Source organism: Nitrospiraceae bacterium (assembly GCA_020632595.1).
GTDB lineage: Bacteria > Nitrospirota > Nitrospiria > Nitrospirales > UBA8639 > Nitrospira_E.
The window spans coordinates 98,248-117,237 of the sequence record JACKFF010000002.1; the positions used below are offsets into that span (position 1 = coordinate 98,248).

The window sequence follows — 18,990 nt, forward strand, 5'->3', positions numbered from 1 at the left end:
TGGCCAAACCTCGCTGGTCTCAATGATATATCTCTATTATAGCTCCCTTCCTTCTCCTATGCACGGCGGAATTCTTTCCCGGTCGAAGAAGGCCTGACGTGTAGCATTGTAGGCAAGGATTTAACATCGGCTTTGTGTCCATGAGAGCAGCGAAGCTTTTCGCCATGCTAGGAGAAGCATTCTGTCCTTGATCGTCCCTCACCTCAGCTTCATGCCTTGAATGGCAAGATTGTTCCGGTGCCTTATCCCTCCTATCATTGGATGTCATATTTTCTGATACGCGAGTGAAGGCTCAACAGGGGGGAAATGAAAATTGAAGGTCATATCTGCAAAACATGAATCCGTTTTTGGTGGACCTATCATGATGAGACTGGTAGATTTTTCAGAATCTGGTCAATCGGCTGTGGTGAATTTTCGGGGAGCGGAGTTCGGACAGCAATGGTTTGTGGTGCAGTCTGCGCGAACGAGAGCCTTGACGTGATTTCTTTTCACCATTTCCTCATTGTTCAAATAATTTCTAATGGACGTGGCGACAATTGAATTGCCGAGGCGGGAGAAGTGTCCCCACTTTCCAACCGTGAGTTGATCTGTGGGTAGCGCAGAGTTAAAGGCAACCAATGCATCTAATATGTCTAGAATACGAAATCCTTTTATGTGTAATTGCTCCAACAGTGGTTCATACCGTTTCGCCTGGTGGCTGTGGTGCCTTCTGAAATCGCCAAGGTCTGGAAAGATGACAATGACAGGTAAGGATTCATGCCGGAGTGCGGCACAATAGAACTCCTCAAGCAATCTGGTGGTGAGGAGGAAGCCTTCTGAATGCACGGCATAAGACCCTTCAGGTGTCACCACCGGATTGAGCCTTTCCTTCACACTTCGAGTAGCAATCTTCAGGAGACGCATGGAAGGCAGAAGATCCATTGGTCCCGCCGTATATTTTATTTGATAAAAATAATCATGATTCCCGATTTCTCGGAGCACCACCTCATCGTTTCTGAGAAGACGCCAATAATCGCTGGTGGTTTTTAAAGGGTTGTCGAGGAGTACAAGGCTATCGTTCGCAAGGAGGAAGCGTGGTTTAGTATAGAAATTCGTCGCATAGGAAGAATGGTAGAACGGACGAAACACATTCAAATTTCGATAGATGTTTTCAGACATAAACCCAATGAAGACGATATCAGAATGAAACGAGATTCCGTCCTGCATATACCGCATATACGCCTGATCCAACCCATACGCACCGACGCCGAAATTCAGGACCTCCATGCGAGCATCCTGCTCTTCTAATTGATGCTCCCATGTATCCTCGTTCGCAACTTCCTCTCCAAAGGTGAATGAGTCACCGAATGCCGATGCTCGTACGACTTCCGAATGAATAAAATGAGCAAAATCGTGATCTGCTCTAATGCCTTGAGAGTTAATTCTGACGTCCTTCGAGTGAGAATGCGGTTTGGGTGCCCAGCCCAAAATAGGGTGGTGCCCACTGAGGGGGACTTTGTCCTCAAGGCGTTGTTGAATAAGTTGCTTTTGTGTCTGAGAGAGCCGGGAAGCCAGGGGGTGATAGCTCACTCCCTTGCCTTGGAGGAGCAGTAAGCCGAGGTAGGAAATGCCTTCCATGCTGCCATACACCAAACCCGCCAAAAGGATGTATAGCAATACAGACTTTTGTTTGATCATTGAATCATTGATGTATCGGGACTTCCATCTACCTTATTATAAAGGGTATTTCTCAAAAGACCATGAGAAAAAGTGCATCCACCCATATCCTCGGCGAGTGTTACGCCTGGTCATGACTAAACCTGAAGGGCAAGCCGGAACCTGGGCGATTGAAGGACTTTCAGGCTTTTGGGGGGAGGATGAAGCACGTTTGAAGATGTCATTAGGTTGTCGTCTTCGAAACGGTTCCGTTCAATCGGGAAGGAGTCGGTTTTAGATCCATACGCCATATCTGACGGCTGATGGTTTCGCCTCCCGGGCAATAAGTGGCTCACACGGCTCAGAAGCCCGAGAATTTCTATTTGCTGGAAACTTGTCAGCTCTGCTTGGGGCATTCCCATCTGGAGATGGACCTTTGCACTGTACCAAGGTAAACATCGTCGTCCCGGTATATGTTTGTCCTTAATGGAAACGAGTCAGTACAAGAGGTTCCGTCAAATAGTGTGTAAACAGAGTTAGGCGGCTACCTCAGTTTTCGATTGTTTTCCATCCACAAATTCCACTCCGCGATAGACTTCGGCCATCAACTCCGGATGTTTCACTCGACGAAAGCTCTGTTCCGCGACCATGAGCAGTTTCCAAATCACGGCGGTGGCATTGGCCACTGTCTTGTACCGTTTGGCCGCATCCGTGCGTAAGCGGACGGCGGCAACCGGCGACTCCACTGGATTCGTCGTGCGCAGATGTTGCCCATGCGGCTGTGGAAATTGATAAAAGGTCGTAAGCCGGGCCCAATCCCGCTCCAGACCGGTGGCGGCTTCCCTGTGCCCTGTGGTTCACACCACCGCACAAACTGCTCTTTTCGCCGTTCTGCCTCTCGGCACGTTGGCGCATAGGGAATCTGCCAGAGGAGAACCTTGGCTTCCGGTTGTGCGCGCTTGGGAAGTTTGTCGAGCACATTCAGGCTCTTGTGATTCCAACAGCGCTGTTCCTCGACATCCGGATAGCCATTGCGCAGGCCCGCCCAAATCCCCAGATGGCCATCGCCAATTACCAACCGGGGGGTACGTAACCCACGAGCTTTCAGATCCCGTAACACGGCACTCCAGCTGGCGGTGGATTCTCGGTGGCCTGGCACGACAGCAAGGATGACTTTTGGCCCATTGCTCAACGCCGCCACCACCACGAGGAGGGCGGCCTTGTCTTGCTCTAACCCCGCTTTCACATAGAGGCCGTCTACCCAGAGATAGACGACCTCCAGGTCCTCCAGCGACCGGCTTTGCCAGTTCACGAATTCTGCCTGCCAGTGTGTCTTGAGTCGGGCGATGGTGGAACTCGAGAGCGGCGCGTCTGCGCCGAACAATCCACCAAGAGCCAGATCACAGTCACCCTGAACCAGCCCGTGCAGATATAACTCGGGCAAGAGATGATCTACAGCAGTGCTTTTTCGCTTGAAGAAGGGGAGTACACGACTGATCAAGCGTTCCTCGCACTCGCGGACCCGTGGACGCCGCACCATGCTCGTGCCGCAGCCCAAGGTTAACCGCCGTGGTTGGCCATACCCATTCCGGTACCCAGAGGACCCATCGAGGCCGATACGCCGGACAGATTTCTGTCGGCCAAGCAACTCCGTCACTTCCTCTTCCAAGACGTGTTGAAATTGTTGGACATGACCCCGAATCCAGACCTCTAAGGTCTCCCAGGTTGGGCTTGATTCACCAGTCTGCGTTGTGCTCTGCTTCTTCATGGCGGTGCCTCCTTTTGTTAACCGGATTTTCCCGGTGGGTTTCGTCACCCGAGAGGATACACCGCCTCTCTCCTATTTACACACCTTTTGAAGATACCTCCAGTACAATGAGGATTTCTTCCAATTGGAAGTTAGTGTCAACATTAGGAGAGCGTAACGTATCTTATGCCGCTGCAATCGTTTCATCCGGTCGTGCAGGAATGGTTCATGACCCGGTTGGGTGAGCCGACCGAGGTGCAGCGAGCCAGTTGGCCCGCCATACATTCCGGACAGCATGCGATGATTTCCGCACCCACCGGATCAGGGAAAACCCATGTTTTAAGGCAGAATATCTCTTAGCTCATCATGCATGGATTCGGCCAAGTCAAGCACGGTAGGAATGGCAAGATGATGGTGGTCCCTATAGCCAGTATGACCATTTATTCGTGCAGGGCACTTGTCTTCTGGACAAAGAGTTTTTGAAAAATCCATAAAGTGTACTGTTGGAAAGTCACTGGCTGCTTCTTGGTCAAATGCGAAAAATGTTTGGTTGAGAACTTGAATCTTTGGGTCATCACAGTTTGATAACGGAGTTCCTGTCCAGGCTGCCCGCGAAAGGCAAATTGGAATATCCTGGGAGAAACTTGGGGTGTCTCGTATAATCGCGACTTGGGCCCCTGTTCGTTGAATTGTGGCTAGTGTTTCTTTCATCCCCTGGATCCACCATTCAGGGTTAGAATTCGAATCTTCACCAGTGCCGCTATAACTGCTTGAATTACTCAAGATGACCAACAGCGGACGTTCTTTGGCAATCCGTTCAAGTACAAGTTCCTGCCAGGCTCCACATTCTGTATAGGATCGCCCATACGCTGTGTTATAGGGAATAATGTGCGCGGCAGGGCAGGCTGACTTGGTCAAGGAAACCAGCCTATATCCATGCTGTTTTGAAAATGCCTCAATAGCGGGAAACCATTGTGCGGCATGTGAATCACCAAACAAGACAAGGGTTTTTGGGGAGGAGGGTTCCCCATAACTGCATTCTGAAAATAATATTTCAGCGTAGGAGGCATGGCACCCATCCTGGTAAACCGTTGGGATGAGTGATCGTGCTGCAAGGATATCTTTTTGCAGAGGGGTGTTGAGTTCTGCTTTTGTAAAACTTCTAAGCGTAAAGGTCAGGCTAATACCAAAAATAGTTAACGTGGCGCCGAGTGCTAGCCCTTTAAAAGTGGAACGTGCAAGCTTTTGATTAAACCGTATCGGGTTTTCGATGTATTTGTAGGAAAAATTTCCCAAAGCGAGGGACACGGCTACCAACCCCATTCTTTCCCCTAAGGATAGCTCTCCGGTTAAGGACAGGGGAATCACAATAAGAGGCCAATGCCAGAGGTATAGAGAATATGAGATGTCGCCTAACCACCGGATCCAGGGGATTTGGGATAGATCAACGAACCAGTTTTTTTGATGATCTCCAATGAGAACAAGCAGTGTTCCCGCTGTGGGAAGCAAGGCATAAAGTCCGGGAAAGGGTGTTGACTTGTCATAAAGAATGCCTGCGAGAAGTATGGCCCCAATTCCAACCGATACCCCTAGTGTATGTATTGGCTCAGGCAAGTGTATTTTTCTGTGAACAAGAAGAAAACCGAGCGCCCCGGTGGCAAATTCCCAGGCACGAAATGGAGACCCAAAAAACGCCCAGGGCTGGTAAATTCCTCCCATGATTAAACTGGAAAAAAATGAAATGACAAACACCGATCCGATTAAAATAGTCAGTTTGAAAGATTGGTTGCTTCCAGTCTTTTTGAGGGTGGCCAATAAGATGAGAAAAGGCCAGATGAGGTAAAATTGTTCCTCCACAGATAACGACCATGTGTGAAGAAAAGGGTCAGCATTGGTATCCTCCCCTAGATAATCCGTTGCCTGGAACGCAAACCAGAGATTACTGACGTACAATATAGAGACGAAAAAAGACCGAATAAGATTACTCTGCTCGAGGGGGGAAAAAAGAAAAAAACTAACTAAGGCCGTACCTGCCAGCGCTACTGTCGCCGCAGGAAGAAGTCGTCGTATGCGCCGGGCGTAGAAAGCAAGAAATTTAATACAACCGTGTTTTTCCTGTTCAATAATAAGCAGGCGTGTGATGAGATACCCAGAAATCACAAAGAACACGTCTACACCGATATAGCCCCCTTTTAAAAAAGGAAAGCCTGCGTGAAAAACGAGTACCATGGATATTGCCAGGGCGCGAAGTCCCTGGATGTCATTTCTGATGGGATGAGATGATGGTCCACTCATTTGAAGAGAAGAAACATGGAGATTGGTAACGTTTGATTAGGGATTGGGTTGTCATTGATTTGAGCCTACGTAAGGTTACAGCTCGTAGCTTAGAGAAAACGCCACTACACTACACCACCATCATGTTGCATATCGTGGCAAAGTATTCGGAAAACCTGAAAAGGCAGGAGAAAAAGTCCTTGCAGGACGAACGACCCGAATTCATTAAAATGTTTAATCTCGAATTTAAAACAGTTTTGTTAACACCGGTAAAGAGTATACATACATACTGGGGAGACCGGAAAGTGGCGGTCAATGCTTCTTTGGCGGTAAGAGTAACACGCGTCAGTCGGGCCGACAACGTATTTCGTTGCGCGACGTTGTATGCTAGATGCTAACATGTGTCTGTTCGATTGAGCGTTGGTGAAGTGGGTGCGAAAGTTACCTGTTGCAATTTTGGTATAGTTACAAAAAACTTGGTCGCATTTCTACAATTTCCTGACCTCTAAGCCCGACGCTGTCTCTAGCTTTTCCGAGCAGGCCTGTTTTACGTCCATTGACTCTTGACGTCGGCAACCTGAGAATCTGATTAATCCCATGCCGCTGCAATCGTTTCATCCGGTCGTGCAGGAATGGTTCAGGACCCGGTTGGGTGAGCCGACCGAGGTGCAGCGAGCCAGTTGGCCCGCCATACATTCCGGACAGCATGCGTTGATTTCCGCACCCACCGGCTCCGGTAAAACGCTGGCAGCCTTTCTCATCTGCATTGATCATTTACTACGTCAGGCAATTAGCGGGGAGCTGCAGGATGGCGTGCAGGTTATCTATGTGTCGCCGCTGCGGGCGCTGAGTCATGACATTCACAAAAATTTGGAACTGCCGTTGGCGGAGATTAGCGAGCAGGCCCTGTCTGCCGGGTTTTTGGGACCGAGGATTCGGGTAGCGGTCCGGACCGGGGATACGCCTCCTGCGCAACGCCAGCAACAGCTCAAGCATCCGCCTCACATTCTGGTAACAACGCCCGAGTCGTTGTTTCTTCTGGTGACGGCCAAACGGAGCCGCGAACTCTTGACCGGCGTGCATACGGTGATTGTTGATGAAATCCATGCCCTCGCCCCCAATAAACGTGGAGCACATCTGACGCTGTCTCTTGAGCGGTTGGATGCCGTGACCTCCCGGCGGTTGGTGCGCATCGGCCTGTCCGCTACGCAGCGACCATTGGAAACCGTCGCACAATTTCTATTGGGTGAATCCGTGCATCGCGCGAAAGCTCAGCAACCTTCTCTCTTTGACTCCTCTCATTGCCACATTGTGGATATCGGCCATCGTCGGCAGTTGGATTTGCAAGTTGAAGTCCCGAAGGACGAATTGGGCGCGATTGCGACGAATGCCATTTGGTCGGAAATCTATGATCGGATTGCCGACATCGCCGCGCCGCATCGTTCGACCCTGGTGTTTGTCAATACACGCCGGATGGCAGAACGGGTGGCGCATCATTTGGAGGAACGTTTAGGCGAGAACCAGGTGGCCTCCCATCATGGCAGTTTGTCACGCAAGCTCCGGCTGGATGCGGAAGAGCGGTTAAAGACGGGTCGGATTAAGGTGATGGTGGCGACCGCATCCCTCGAGTTAGGGATCGATATCGGTTGTATTGATGTGGTGTGTCAGATCGGATCGCCTCGCGCGATTGCCACCTGTCTTCAGCGGGTGGGGCGGGCAGGGCATCAGGTGGGGGCGGTTCCGAAGGGACGACTGTTTTGTACGACCCGGGATGAATTAGTCGAATGTGCGGCGGTGGTCCGGGCGATCCGGCAGGGGCAATTGGAAACCATTGAGATTCCATTCGCCCCCCTGGATATTTTGATTCAACAGATCATTGCGGAAGTCTCGGCGCAGGAATGGGAGGCACGTGATCTTTTTGCATTGTGCCGGTCGGCCTATCCGTATCGGGAATTAACGTGGGAGAGCTTTGAGTCCTTGTTGCAGTTGGTGGCCGAAGGATTTGTGCCGGGGCGCAGACGGCTGTATGCGTTGATAAGCTATGACCGTCATGAAGGCCGGCTTCGGCCGAAACGTGGAGGCCGGTTGGCGGCGTTGACCTCCGGCGGAGCGATTCCTGAAACGGCGACCTATCAGGTCGTGGCGGAACCGGATGGAACCGTGGTGGGAACGGTAGACGAAGACTTCGCAATTGAGAGTCTGGCTGGAGATATTATGCTGTTGGGTACGACCTCCTGGCGTATTCGAGGAATTGAAACGGGAAAAGTCCGGGTGGAAGATGCGCATGGCGCCCAGCCCAACATTCCTTTCTGGCGAGGGGAAGCGCCGTCCCGATCGCTGGAACTATCTCAGGCCGTGGCCGACGTGCGAGAGGGGATCTTTCAGTTGCTTCAACAGGGTGCCGCTCCCGGAGATGAGCCCCCACGTCATTGGCTTCATGAAGAATGCGGGGTTGGTGCGGCGGGTGCCGATCAATTGCTGGCCTATGTAGCCGGGGGTACACAGATTCTCGGAGGAGTCCCGACACAGACTTGTGTGATCGCGGAACGGTTCTTTGATGAAGCCGGGGGGATGCAACTGGTGCTGCATGCGCCGTTTGGTGGCAGGCTCAACCGCGCATGGGGGCTGGCGTTACGCAAACGATTTTGTGTGAATTTTGATTTTGAACTGCAGGCCGCGGCTACCGATGACGGGTTGGTGCTGTCGCTTGGTGAGCAGCATAGTTTTCCACTGGAGGCCATTTTTGGATTTGTGCATCCCAACACGGTGCGGGAAGTGCTCATCCAAGCCACGCTGGCGACTCCGCTCTTTCTCACACGCTGGCGATGGAATGTGACCCGTGCCTTGGCTCTGTTGCGGTTTCAACGCGGCAAACGTGTGCCGGTGCATCTTCAACGCATGCGGGCAGAAGATTTATTAGCGGCGGCGTTTCCGATGGCTGCGGCTTGTGGCGATAACCATGTTGGAGATATTCCGGTGCCGGATCATCAGTTGGTCCAGGAAACGCTGAAGGATTGTTTGACGGAGGCCATGGATCTGGCGGGTCTGCGCCGGGTGCTTGAGCGAATCGAGAATCAGGAGATTCAGGTGCGGGTGGTGGAATCACCCGTGCCTTCGTTGTTTGCCCATGAGATTTTAAATGCCAATCCCTATGCATTTCTGGATGATGCTCCTCTGGAAGAACGACGCGCGCGGGCCGTGAATCTTCGGCGGACCTCGCCTTCAGCCTTTGACGGGAACATCGGGACATTGGATGCGGCCGCGATTGAGGGGGTGGTTGAAGAAGCCTGGCCGTTGGTTCGTGATGCCGATGAACTGTTCGACGTGCTTCAGGTTCTGGGATGGTTGCCATCGGCAATGGGGGAGGCGTGGCATGCGTTTGGGGAGGCGTTACGGTCGTGTGGCCGTCTCCTGGTGTTGCGGGTGGCGGTTGAGGGACTTCCGGAAACGATAGCCGTTGAGGGTTGGACCACCAAAGAACATTTGACGTGTCTTCAGGCCTTGTTCCCTGAGGCGACGGTGGTGGCCGGTCTACAGGATTCACGTGCTCTATCTGTGGAGGATGAGTCGTCTACGCCGGTATCTGCTGCACGTGATGTCGTGCAAGGCTGGATGCCGCACGTCGGTCCGGTGACGGCTGATGAATTGTCCCGGAGATTACATATGCCTGCACGACTGGTGCAGCAGGCTCTGCTGCAATTGGAAGGAGAAGGTCAAGTCCTTCGAGGTCGTTTTCGGCCTTCCTCGCGGATTGATTCATTGGGCGGTTCTTTGACGAAAGAAGAAAAGAGAATCGGTACCCATGCAGTTGAAGAAGAATGGTGTGACCGCAGTCTTCTCGCTCGTATTCATCGGCGGACGGTTACGTCTTTGCGCCGGGAAATCGAGCCGGTTGCCGCATCGGATTTTATGCGGTTTCTCTTCCGGTGGCAGCATCGAGCGCCTGGAACCCAATTACACGGAGAAGCCGGGCTCCGTGAGGTGATTCACCAGTTGGCAGGATTTGAAGCGCCGGCTTCGGCGTGGGAGCCGTGGCTCTTCACAACTCGTCTGGCTCACTACAAACCTGAATGGCTGGATCATTTGTGTCTGCGGGGGGAAGTGGCCTGGGGACGTCTGACCCCTCCGGATAGCAAGAGCACCCTCTTACCTCTGGTGGGGCCAGGACAGGGAACAGGCCCTTTTGCCCTAGATGCTGGAGCGGCTGTTCCGGCATTCCGGCCACTGACTCCGACCAGGCTGGCGCCCATTAGTTTTTTGCGCCGGCAGGATGTGAGTTGGATCCTGGGTATGGCCAAACCCGGAACATCTGCAGGGCCGCTTGGAGTGGGGTTGCATTTGAGTGGCGTGGCACAAGCCGTTTGGGATTGCCTGGATCGTCGTGGTGCATGTTTTTTTACGGATCTGACCGGTCGAACAGGACATCTGTCTGCGGAAGTGGAGCAGGCCTTGTGGGAACTGGTGGCCAGCGGGTTGGTGACCGCTGACGGGTTTGATCCCATGCGGGCCCTGCTTGATCCTCGACGCCGGCGAGCCGAGGGCAGGGATCGTGCGCGACGGCCGGGGCACAGCGTCGGGCGTTGGGATCTGTTCCAGGGTGATTCCGGGGTACATGATGAGGAGCCGGGAGTTCGGCCTCATCCACATGAGCAGTGGGCCAGGCAATTGGCGCATCGTTATGGCGTGGTCTTTCGGGATCTGCTTAAACGGGAATCATTGCCGGTAACCTGGCGTGAACTGTTGGTGCAATATCGAAGGCTGGAATGGCGGGGTGAGATGCGGGGTGGCCGTTTTGTGAATGGGTTTACGGGGGAACAGTTCGCATTGCCGGAGGCGGTGGAATCGTTGCGGGCGGTCCGCCGTGATATTCAAGCCGGGGCGCAGGAGATTCGTCTATTGGCCGCCGATCCGTTAAATCTGGTCGGCATCATTTTGCCGGGTGAGCGGATCTCCGCTCACACATCCAAACCGATTGTTTTCCGCAACGGTGTGCCGTCCGCCGACATCGTCTCCGTCGTGAGTCTGGCCTGATCGAGCGTGCTGTGACAGACCAGACAGGCCGGAAATCTAACCAGCGATCCATTGGATCCCGGTTCATGGTCCCTGGTCTGGCACTGGCCCTTGTTGGTTGTATCGCCCTCCTTTGGATTCCGGTTCCCTCACATACCATTCTCCTGAAAGCCTTTTACGATTTTTGTCATTTTCCATTATTTGGTGCCGTGGCCATCCTCCTCTTATATCTGGTACGGCAGCTTGGTGAACCCCGAGGTTGGTCTGTGGGAAGACAATATGGCACGGCTTGTATTGGGGCCGTGACGCTGGGTGCATTGACTGAAGGGGTGCAATCGCTCAGTTCGGGTCGTTTTGCGGAATGGGCGGACCTTTATCGGGATGTTTCAGGAGCTGTGGCTGCACTGGGATTTTCCGTAACGTATGATGCGAGATTTACGGGACGTGTGGCCACATGGCGGTTGGCTCCCAGGAAACACCTGGTTCATGCCGGAGTCGGGTTGCTCGTGGTGATAGCCCTGAGTCCGGTGGTTGCCTGGACGTATGCCTATTGGGACCGGGCTACCAGATTTCCTTCGCTCGTTCAGTTTTCTTCCGCATGGGAAATGGTGTTTGTTAAAGGGAACGACTGTACCATTCAGATTGTTCCTCCACCCTCAAGCTAGGAGAAGTCACGGGTCGATACCGTGGGGCACATGGTGTGTTCTCCGGCACACTATCCGGGTCTTCGCCTTGAGGAGCCCTATCCGGATTGGCGAGGGTATTCGCATTTCCGCGTTGAGGTGTATTCCGAATTGCCCGTCGCGCAATCGCTGACCATTCGAATTGATGATGCGCACCATCACCACGAATATGCGGATCGGTTTAATCGGGCTATCACGATTACGCCAGGCCTCAACCATATTCACATCCTCTTGGATGACATTCGTCATGCCCCGCTTGGACGGGAATTGGATCTCGGCACAATCAGGAATGTGATGCTCTTTGCTATACGTCCACCGGAAGAATTCTCCCTGTACGTGGATAATATCCGGCTCGAATAGAGTCGTCAGTGCGAATGGGAATGGAGCCCCTCGCCTCCATGGAGAGCATCTCAATCACCGGCTGGACCATGTCTGGCATTTGCGGTGGCTTCGAACTCAATAATCCTGGAGGATGGTTGGCTGCAGCTGAGTGAAGGTTGGTTTTGTCATCGTAAGCGGCTAGACAATTGGACGCATGTGGGTACAATACAGGCAGGTCCTGCTGTTTCATGTCCCGATAAAATCGTGAATCTGAAAGGGGCCACGCAAAAAAAAATTGTCCTGCGGGCGATTCTCATCTGGAATCTCAACAAAAAGGTGCATTCTCAATGGTATCTGACATCATGAAATTTTCCTCCGCATTTGCTGCTCGATGGGTTTTCTGGATTGTGGTTTGTTTACAATTGGGGCTGGTTGGTTGCCACGTCACGTTAATTTCTTCTTATGATCCGGAAATGGATCGGACGGCCACATCGCTTCAAAAAAAAATGGATGCTTTTTTAACGAGACTCGAAACCCATGCTGGGGAATCGCAAGCTCACTATTCGTGGGATCAGGTCTTTTATGAGAGCTATCTGGTTGAGCTTCGCTCGTTGCGACTGCGGGCACAGAGTGATCCCGCGAATGAGTTCGCGGCCAAGCAGTTGACTCTCATGATGGATAATTTTGAGCAACTCCGGTTGGCCCATGAAGCGGGGCCCCTTCCGATTCCCACGATACAGGCCACGCGAGATTTATTTAATCAAGGTTGGCAGGCTATTATCGCACAAGAAATTGCTAAGCGGAGAGGAGCGGATCCACAGTGATCGGATCCAGGGACAGGGAACGGGAGTGGGCCGGCGTGAAACCTGTGTGGGAGTGTTGAAAAATGCCGCCAGCGGCGTTCTCGCCGTTTGGCTGTGCTCAAGTACTCCTCCGAACGTTCCGCTTGTCCAAGCGGCGGCGGCCTTTCCTTCGAGAGGCCTCAGGACAGGACTGGACGAGCCTTTTTGAACACTCCTCTATTTTCCCCATGCGGGTTTCTGCCAATCATATGCTGCTGAAAAGTCAAATATGAGAAATATTCAACAGTCCCTGAGTGTCGTGGCTCGAAATGTTGGGTTAGCCAACTTGGGAATGTTCTCATGCTGCGAAGTAATCTTGACCGAACTATAGCCCTTTTCTAAGATTTGTGAATGTCGATTTTGCCATTTTCCACAGGTTCATGGCTAAAATCACGGATAAGCGGTCGGTGTCCGCCCTCTCCTCAGAACCCTTCCAAACCATTTGAATCCCCTCGGGCGTTGTTGCCGTTGTCTTTTGGGACGTGTCAGACTGCCACATCGGCTCAAGAACGCCTTTTGTTAGTGTTTCCCAATGGTTATTTGTACAAATATGTTACTTGCTGAATTTTCTGCAATGTCATGCGTGCCAGCAAATGCGCATAGTTCACAGATTCAGCGGATTTGCGGAGGTATAGAGTGGTCCTTCCGGCGTTGAAGATACTGATCGCCGCTATCGCTGGACTGGCGGCCATGGTCGGAACCTGGGACCCTGTCCAGGCTGAACCTTTGGCAGTTGGAGCACCTCCCAGCTTAAGACCGGCTTTTAACGATATTCTGCCCCTGTTTGAGCGGGAATATGCCGTGGCAGTCAATGTCGTATACACGCCATCGAAAACGCTTCTTCAACAAATCGAAAAGGGCGCGCCGATCGATGTGTTCCTGGCGGCAGGGGTTGCCGAAGTTGAGTACCTGTACAAGAAAGGACTGACTCTCAACGGACGCCCAAGGATCTACGCCCAGACGTCACTTGTTCTTGTGATGTCGTCAAACTCCCCGGCTCTGTTTGTTTCCTTTCATGATGCGCTGTCTAACCAGTCCACACGCATTGCCCTTGGGGATCCCCAGACGTCCTCGTTGGGAGGTGTCACCGCCCGGGTGCTGACAAAATTCTATCCGACCTATAAAAGCCGCCCTCACATTCTCTACGGGGCACATAGCGAAGACATCATGAATTTGATTCGCATGGGCAAGGCCGATGTGGGGCTGGTCTTTCGCGTAGATTCGATCTCTAATGGACATATACGTATCAGCGATGAAAACCCAATAGGGGCGTATGTGCCGATCCCATTCGGGCAAGCAGTCGTGTGGACTTGTCGAGACTCCTTACGTTCTGCCGCAGAACAGTTTTCTGATTTCCTGATGACGCCTCGCATCCAAAAGCTCTTGGTTCTACATGGATTCGACTCTATCCCGCTACCTGTGGGGCTCATGCCCATCGAAAAAAAAGAGAGGATATCATGACCAGCAAATCCTTGACCTGGGCCGCTATTATTGTAACCATCGTACTGGTGGGTGTCCCGAACGTCTTCGCCATCGACAAGAATTCCGGCATGCCGGTGGGTATTCCTCCCAGAACCGTTGCCGACTATTTACGTGCAGTAATCATGGCTCACCGGCACTTTTATACCATCCATATCGTCAACCGACTCGAGAAAGAGCGCATTGTCGATGCCTCGGAAAACTGGCAGGCCACACATTCATTGCCCTTGCCGGTGCAACTTCTGCAGGAGACAAGCGAGATGGTTGAACTGACCAGTCCAAACGTCCGCTACCGCCTGATCAGTCAGTGGCCGATCAATAAGAGCAATGCTCCAGCCAATGAATTTGAGCGGATGGCTCTGAAGGAGGTCCAAATGCATCCCAATAGACCGTATTCCAGTACCATCGGGGCCGGCGAGGGACAGGTGTTCGAAGCGGTCTATGCCGATGTGGCTGTGTCTACGGTGTGCGTCCAATGCCACAATTCCCATCCCAACAGCCCCAAATCCGATTTTAAAATCGGTGACGTCATTGGAGGACTATTGATCAGCTTTCCACTGAGAAGTCAGTAAGAAGCCAGGCTGCTTAGGCAAAAGAGGGACATCTTAAGACGATGTGCGCGGAACATTTCGAAATCAGTTTATTTCTGAATCAGTAAATGTCAAACAGAATTCCTGGCCGCCCCGGCTTCGGAGCAGCCCTGGAAGATGACGAGGGCACCGGTGCCCCTGTTGTCGGCCGCACACTGTTTCCTTTCCTGACTCCCCATAACTCACCTCTTTTGGCGATTCGCGCTTTTTTCGAGGTGTCCATTTCAACTAAACCACTTCACAGCAGTCATTGTCTGTCACATGAAATTGAGACTGCTTCCTTTTCCATTGAAATCTTGACCGAACTATGGCCCTTCGCTAAGATCTGCCTATGCCTAGACCACCATTTCCTACGGGTCCCCGGCCAACGCCACGGATGGGTGGGGCTCGTCCACCGGCGGCTCCCGGCACATCCAAGCAATTCGAATCCCTTCGAGCGTCGTTGCTGTTTTGCCCAAAATGTCAGACCGCCACGCCGGCCCGTGAACGTCTTCTTTTAGTCCTCCCTACCGGCAGTCTCTATGAGTATCTCTGTGCCCATTGCGGGACTTCCACCGGTTCTAAAACCGATCAGGCTCAAAGCGAAGTTCGCCTCATCACTCCTTAAACTCCGGTTGGGGCTTGTTCTTCCCCCCGGGGAATCCTCTGAATATTATTCCAGTATCCCAAATCTATGTTTGGGCTTGTGAATTTGTGGCATGACCGGGTGGAACAGGCAGCCCTTCCTGGGCCATGATCCGGAGGGCATTGGTGGTCGGGCAGGGGCCCGGTCGCAGTCGATAATCGAAATGCAACGTGCCTGCTTCAACCGTTTCCTGAAAGTGGGCATTCCGGATCCGACCGTTTCCACTGGCCAATCCTGTGAGTTCCAAATCATGGGTTGAAATCATTCCCAGTCCACGGCTTTGCTGCAGGGCCTGCACAAAGGCTTCGCTTCCGGCCAGCCGTTCGCGGTTATTGGTGCCCCGATAGATTTCATCAATAAGAAAGAGGACCGGGTGAGGATTGGTGCTTTCCACTGCCTCCAGAATAACTTTTAGACGTTTGACCTCTGCATAAAAATACGACAAGCCTTCGTCCAGGGCATCCGTCACTCGTATGCAACAATAGAGACGCAACCAAGTCCAGGAAAATATGCTGGCGCACACCGGACCACCTGCCTGAGCCAGGCACAAATTGATGCCCACCGTTCGCAGAAAAGTGCTTTTTCCCGACATGTTGGAACCGGTCACCAGAAGGAGATGGCCTTCCCCTCGTAACTCCAGATCATTGGTAACGCGATGGGCACGGACAATAAGCGGGTGGCCGAGGCTGCCTGCCGTCAGTCCTTGTGTGTCCGGGGTGGTATTGGTGGTTTCGAGTTGTGGCCAGAGGTAATCGGGATTCAGATAGGCATAACGCGCAAGGGCACCGGCGGCATCCACTGTCCCAATGGTATCCAGCCAGTTAGGAAGTGTCGTGCGAAGACGCGAGATGAGGCGATTGAGTTTTCCGACAAACCACAGGTCCCATGGAACCAGGGCATTGAGGCCTAAATGGACTAGTGGGTGGGCTTTGACGCTGAGTCCCTGACAGATCCGGCTGAGTTGTTTCAGGCTTTGGGTCGGACGATTCTGTTGAGTCAAAAGGGACTGGCAGACCTGTCGCATCGTTGGTTGATGGAGGAAGGTTGATCGTTCAAGTTTGGTAATCACGCTGACAAGTTTTTCGAGTTCTTCATGGAGGGCGAGCACCCGGCCGAAAAGCGGGTGGATCGATCCAGAGAGGAGAAAATAAGTTCCGATATAGAGAGTCAGGGGAAGCAGCCAAAAATTGGGAGCCCCCGTGAGGAGCGTCCAGAGTCCCAGGACGATGGTGAGACTCGTCAGCGCACATGCTGCGTAGATAATCAGCGGCAAATGCCTGATGGAGACGGGTGCTTCGAGCAAGGAAATAATGCGGCTTCCATTCAGCCGATCGGAGCTAATGAGCCGGTTGGCTAAAAGACAGCGATCTCTCAAACGGGAGAGTGGAGTGAGTTCTCTGACCAATGTCTGCCTGGTTGTCCATGATAGCCCGTCCGATTCGGGAAGATTGGACTGAAAAAGCCAGTTGGCGAGGCGGTGTTGACCTATGGAGGAAAAGGTGGTGTCGATCAAAGCCAGTAAGGAATGCGGACCCGTGAGGTCGAGGTCTATGGCGAATGGATGTCGCTCAGGAGCCCGGTGTTCGTAGGCGGAGATGTGTGGCCAATCTAGTCGGAGTCGAGCCAGGCTGTCTTTTTTGATTTCCAACCAGAGCTGTAATCGATGCAACCGGGATTTCAATCGCTGGTGAAACCAGGATATAGTGAGAAATCCAATGAAGAAGATGAGCAGGAGGCCATTGCCGGTATGAAACCAGGCTTGTTGATACACGCCGATCGTGATGGCGGCCCCCGCTAGGAATGTTCCCATTCTCCACCGGCTGAATTGCCGGCTGACGATGGTGCCTTTCGCCTGCATCCGTTCGGTGCGGTGAATGAGGCGAAGAATCGCCTGTTCTCGTTTATCAGTGGTGGTATGTTTCATAGGGCCTGCGGACATTACCGGCTCCGGGTAATCCCGTCAATAACGTGGAATTTCGTGATGTGGCGGTTGAACCATACGGTCAGGCGCGTTCTCATGGGACAGAGCCCTCAACACGCCCCTTGCACCATCCCTGGACGGCGCCTATTTGATGAAGAGGACTTTTTGTGACTTTCCGCTGAGGACTGGGTGGCAGGAGGCGCGGACTTTTATGAAACTTGCTAACGATGGAATAGGTCTTATGGATGCTGTTGTCTTTGAAATCACCATTCCCATTTCCGTGGATGCCGCTGAGTTGGCGGGGATACTCGATTGCCAGGAATTTCTTGGAGCATGGGACGCGGAGGGATCCACCGTCCTGTATTGGAGTAAGAATGGAGCAGAGATTCTTCAGCGGGTCAGGGCGGCGGTCAGCGTATTGGGTGTGACTCTTCCGGAAGGGGCCCTCCGGTTTCATCCGGTAAAGCCTCAGGATTGGAATGCCACATGGGCCGCGTCTGTTCAGCCCATACGCATCGGCCGTCGAATTGGCATTCGCCCGAGTTGGGCCACCATGGAGATGCCCGAGGATGGAGTGGAATTGATTATCGATCCCAAGCAGGCGTTCGGGACCGGTCATCATGCCACCACCCAAATGATTCTTGAATGGTTGGAAGGGGTCACGTGGGTTCCAGGCATGCGGGTGCTGGATGTGGGAACGGGGAGTGGGATTCTTGCGATGGCGGCATTGCGCCTGGGAGCGGCCAGTGCGTTGGGAATTGATGTGGATACGACGGCGCTCGACTGTGCCAGGGAATACGCAGTGGTAAACAATATTCAAGAAGCATTGACACTTTCCTCTGCCCCGCTGGCCACGCTTCCGGCCCAATCATTTGATGTCATTCTGGCCAACCTGGATCGCAGAACGATTCTTCACGTCATCGATCAATTTGCCAGGATGCGGGGTCCGCACACGCAGTTGGTGGTATCCGGGCTGCTGGAGGAAGATGAATCTGAGATTGTCCGACAGTGTGAAGGGTACGGATGGTGTCGACGCCATGTCAGGGAGTGGGATGGCTGGTTAGCTATTCAGTTTGGAGTCGCGTCTCCCGACTCGTCATCTTCAGGCTGAGACTCCAGGAATGCAATGAGTGCCTGGTAGGTGAGTTCCCGGACTTCCGCTTTCGACCCGGTGCCCTGGTCCAGATTTTTTCTCAACCAGACGGTTTCCGAAATATGCGTGGTTGCCTTATTGCACAATGTCCACATCTGATGAAGAAACTCGATGGGAAGGCCAACCTGGACGCCTTCTGATTCAATGCGGTCATCCAAAATAGCCAGGAGATCTGAGATTGCCTCGTCAGCCCGATAGGGTTGGGAAGCAAATCCGAAGCTGGCATGAGCGGCTTCCTCCTGTTTGGCTTGCTCGACCAGGTCATGCATGTATTCCTTGAGCAGACCAATGATACGTCCGGAAATTCGCATAGGGGTCGTGGGGAACTCTCTCTGAAATAATTGATCAGATGAAAAGAAATTTTTTGAGATATGGGGATTCCGGCTCTGATGATGACGGAGAGCCCATCGTTCAATCATCAAAGAGGGTATCGACGTCCGGCTTTACCACGCCGGGAGGGAGTCCTGGCTTCCAGTCTCCGTATTTTCCATCAGGACGATGGAAGTATTGATTGTGTTGGCGCTTGATGATCCAATCCTCACCGTCGGCCCACAATTGTCGAATTTCTTCCTGCTCCATGAATTCCGGCCTCCTGTCTTGTGAAGTCTACTAGGGGGAGATGTGATGCTGATGCATGCGATACAGGTATCTTAAATAAAACCGTTCTCTTCGGGCAATTCACATTTTTGACGAAGAACATTGGTGCGGGG

The 18,990-nt window shown here is 52.7% G+C and carries 14 protein-coding genes and 1 pseudogene; 9 read left to right on the top strand and 6 right to left on the bottom strand.

Features of this window, described 5'->3' with window-relative positions; translation table 11 throughout:
- Window positions 1-393 precede the first annotated feature (393 nt).
- Together H6750_05625 and H6750_05630 are read right to left on the bottom strand one after the other, a co-directional pair.
- Window positions 394-1,677 (bottom strand): SGNH/GDSL hydrolase family protein, encoded by a 1,284-nt coding sequence (locus tag H6750_05625; GenBank protein ID MCB9773789.1) that lies wholly within the window; start codon window positions 1,675-1,677, stop codon window positions 394-396.
- 494 nt (window positions 1,678-2,171) lie between these two features.
- A pseudogene (locus H6750_05630) lies at window positions 2,172-3,403 on the bottom strand (IS256 family transposase).
- A gap of 165 nt (window positions 3,404-3,568) precedes the next feature.
- Between H6750_05630 and H6750_05635 the strand changes: the two are divergent.
- The gene (locus H6750_05635) at window positions 3,569-3,742 is read left to right on the top strand and encodes a DEAD/DEAH box helicase (GenBank protein MCB9773790.1); all 174 of its coding nucleotides are present in this window, start codon (window positions 3,569-3,571) and stop codon (window positions 3,740-3,742) included.
- On the opposite strand, the gene H6750_05640 is transcribed toward H6750_05635, so the two are convergent.
- Complete coding sequence (locus H6750_05640; protein MCB9773791.1) at window positions 3,722-5,611, bottom strand: acyltransferase; 1,890 nt, start codon at window positions 5,609-5,611, stop codon at window positions 3,722-3,724. The genes H6750_05635 and H6750_05640 overlap by 21 nt on opposite strands.
- Window positions 5,612-6,253: 642 nt before the next feature.
- Here H6750_05640 and H6750_05645 point away from each other — a divergent pair.
- From H6750_05645 to H6750_05675, 7 genes are all read left to right on the top strand, one after another.
- Entirely contained in the window at window positions 6,254-10,687 is a 4,434-nt protein-coding gene (locus tag H6750_05645; GenBank protein ID MCB9773792.1) for a DEAD/DEAH box helicase, read from the top strand.
- A 65-nt stretch (window positions 10,688-10,752) separates the two neighbouring features.
- Window positions 10,753-11,331: a hypothetical protein gene (locus H6750_05650; protein ID MCB9773793.1), complete on the top strand. Its 579-nt coding sequence runs from the start codon at window positions 10,753-10,755 to the stop codon at window positions 11,329-11,331.
- Between the two features lie 21 nt (window positions 11,332-11,352).
- Entirely contained in the window at window positions 11,353-11,709 is a 357-nt protein-coding gene (locus H6750_05655) for a hypothetical protein (protein ID MCB9773794.1), read from the top strand.
- A 323-nt stretch (window positions 11,710-12,032) separates the two neighbouring features.
- The gene (locus H6750_05660) at window positions 12,033-12,494 is read left to right on the top strand and encodes a hypothetical protein (protein ID MCB9773795.1); all 462 of its coding nucleotides are present in this window, start codon (window positions 12,033-12,035) and stop codon (window positions 12,492-12,494) included.
- Window positions 12,495-13,148: 654 nt separating this feature from the next.
- Window positions 13,149-13,973, top strand: coding sequence for a molybdate ABC transporter substrate-binding protein (modA, locus tag H6750_05665; GenBank protein MCB9773796.1), 825 nt, complete (start codon window positions 13,149-13,151; stop codon window positions 13,971-13,973).
- Window positions 13,970-14,563, top strand: a complete 594-nt coding sequence (locus H6750_05670) for a DUF3365 domain-containing protein (GenBank protein MCB9773797.1) — start codon at window positions 13,970-13,972, stop codon at window positions 14,561-14,563. Before modA ends, H6750_05670 begins: the two co-directional genes overlap by 4 nt.
- A gap of 349 nt (window positions 14,564-14,912) precedes the next feature.
- The gene (locus H6750_05675; GenBank protein ID MCB9773798.1) at window positions 14,913-15,188 is read left to right on the top strand and encodes a cytoplasmic protein; all 276 of its coding nucleotides are present in this window, start codon (window positions 14,913-14,915) and stop codon (window positions 15,186-15,188) included.
- A 64-nt stretch (window positions 15,189-15,252) separates the two neighbouring features.
- On the opposite strand, the gene H6750_05680 is transcribed toward H6750_05675, so the two are convergent.
- Entirely contained in the window at window positions 15,253-17,130 is a 1,878-nt protein-coding gene (locus tag H6750_05680; protein MCB9773799.1) for a hypothetical protein, read from the bottom strand.
- Window positions 17,131-17,338: 208 nt separating this feature from the next.
- Here H6750_05680 and H6750_05685 point away from each other — a divergent pair, with 208 nt between their 5' ends.
- Window positions 17,339-18,238, top strand: coding sequence for a 50S ribosomal protein L11 methyltransferase (locus tag H6750_05685; protein ID MCB9773800.1), 900 nt, complete (start codon window positions 17,339-17,341; stop codon window positions 18,236-18,238).
- Here the strand turns inward: H6750_05685 and H6750_05690 are convergent.
- Together H6750_05690 and H6750_05695 are read right to left on the bottom strand one after the other, a co-directional pair.
- Window positions 18,196-18,591, bottom strand: coding sequence for a hypothetical protein (locus H6750_05690; protein MCB9773801.1), 396 nt, complete (start codon window positions 18,589-18,591; stop codon window positions 18,196-18,198). The two genes, H6750_05685 and H6750_05690, sit on opposite strands and share 43 nt — an antisense overlap.
- A 100-nt stretch (window positions 18,592-18,691) precedes the next feature.
- The gene (locus tag H6750_05695; protein MCB9773802.1) at window positions 18,692-18,859 is read right to left on the bottom strand and encodes a hypothetical protein; all 168 of its coding nucleotides are present in this window, start codon (window positions 18,857-18,859) and stop codon (window positions 18,692-18,694) included.
- Between the last annotated feature and the right edge of the window lie 131 nt (window positions 18,860-18,990).

Bases quoted from the DNA above. Each gene is read 5' to 3' on its own strand.
- H6750_05625 (MCB9773789.1), bottom strand. From the start codon at position 1,677: ATGATCAAACAAAAGTCTGTATTGCTATACATCCTTTTGGCGGGTTTG.
- H6750_05635 (MCB9773790.1), top strand. From the start codon at position 3,569: ATGCCGCTGCAATCGTTTCATCCGGTCGTGCAGGAATGGTTCATGACC.
- H6750_05640 (MCB9773791.1), bottom strand. From the start codon at position 5,611: ATGGTACTCGTTTTTCACGCAGGCTTTCCTTTTTTAAAAGGGGGCTAT.
- H6750_05645 (MCB9773792.1), top strand. From the start codon at position 6,254: ATGCCGCTGCAATCGTTTCATCCGGTCGTGCAGGAATGGTTCAGGACC.
- H6750_05650 (MCB9773793.1), top strand. From the start codon at position 10,753: ATGGTCCCTGGTCTGGCACTGGCCCTTGTTGGTTGTATCGCCCTCCTT.
- H6750_05660 (MCB9773795.1), top strand. From the start codon at position 12,033: ATGAAATTTTCCTCCGCATTTGCTGCTCGATGGGTTTTCTGGATTGTG.
- H6750_05670 (MCB9773797.1), top strand. From the start codon at position 13,970: ATGACCAGCAAATCCTTGACCTGGGCCGCTATTATTGTAACCATCGTA.
- H6750_05675 (MCB9773798.1), top strand. From the start codon at position 14,913: ATGCCTAGACCACCATTTCCTACGGGTCCCCGGCCAACGCCACGGATG.
- H6750_05680 (MCB9773799.1), bottom strand. From the start codon at position 17,130: ATGAAACATACCACCACTGATAAACGAGAACAGGCGATTCTTCGCCTC.
- H6750_05685 (MCB9773800.1), top strand. From the start codon at position 17,339: ATGAAACTTGCTAACGATGGAATAGGTCTTATGGATGCTGTTGTCTTT.
- H6750_05690 (MCB9773801.1), bottom strand. From the start codon at position 18,591: ATGCGAATTTCCGGACGTATCATTGGTCTGCTCAAGGAATACATGCAT.
- H6750_05695 (MCB9773802.1), bottom strand. From the start codon at position 18,859: ATGGAGCAGGAAGAAATTCGACAATTGTGGGCCGACGGTGAGGATTGG.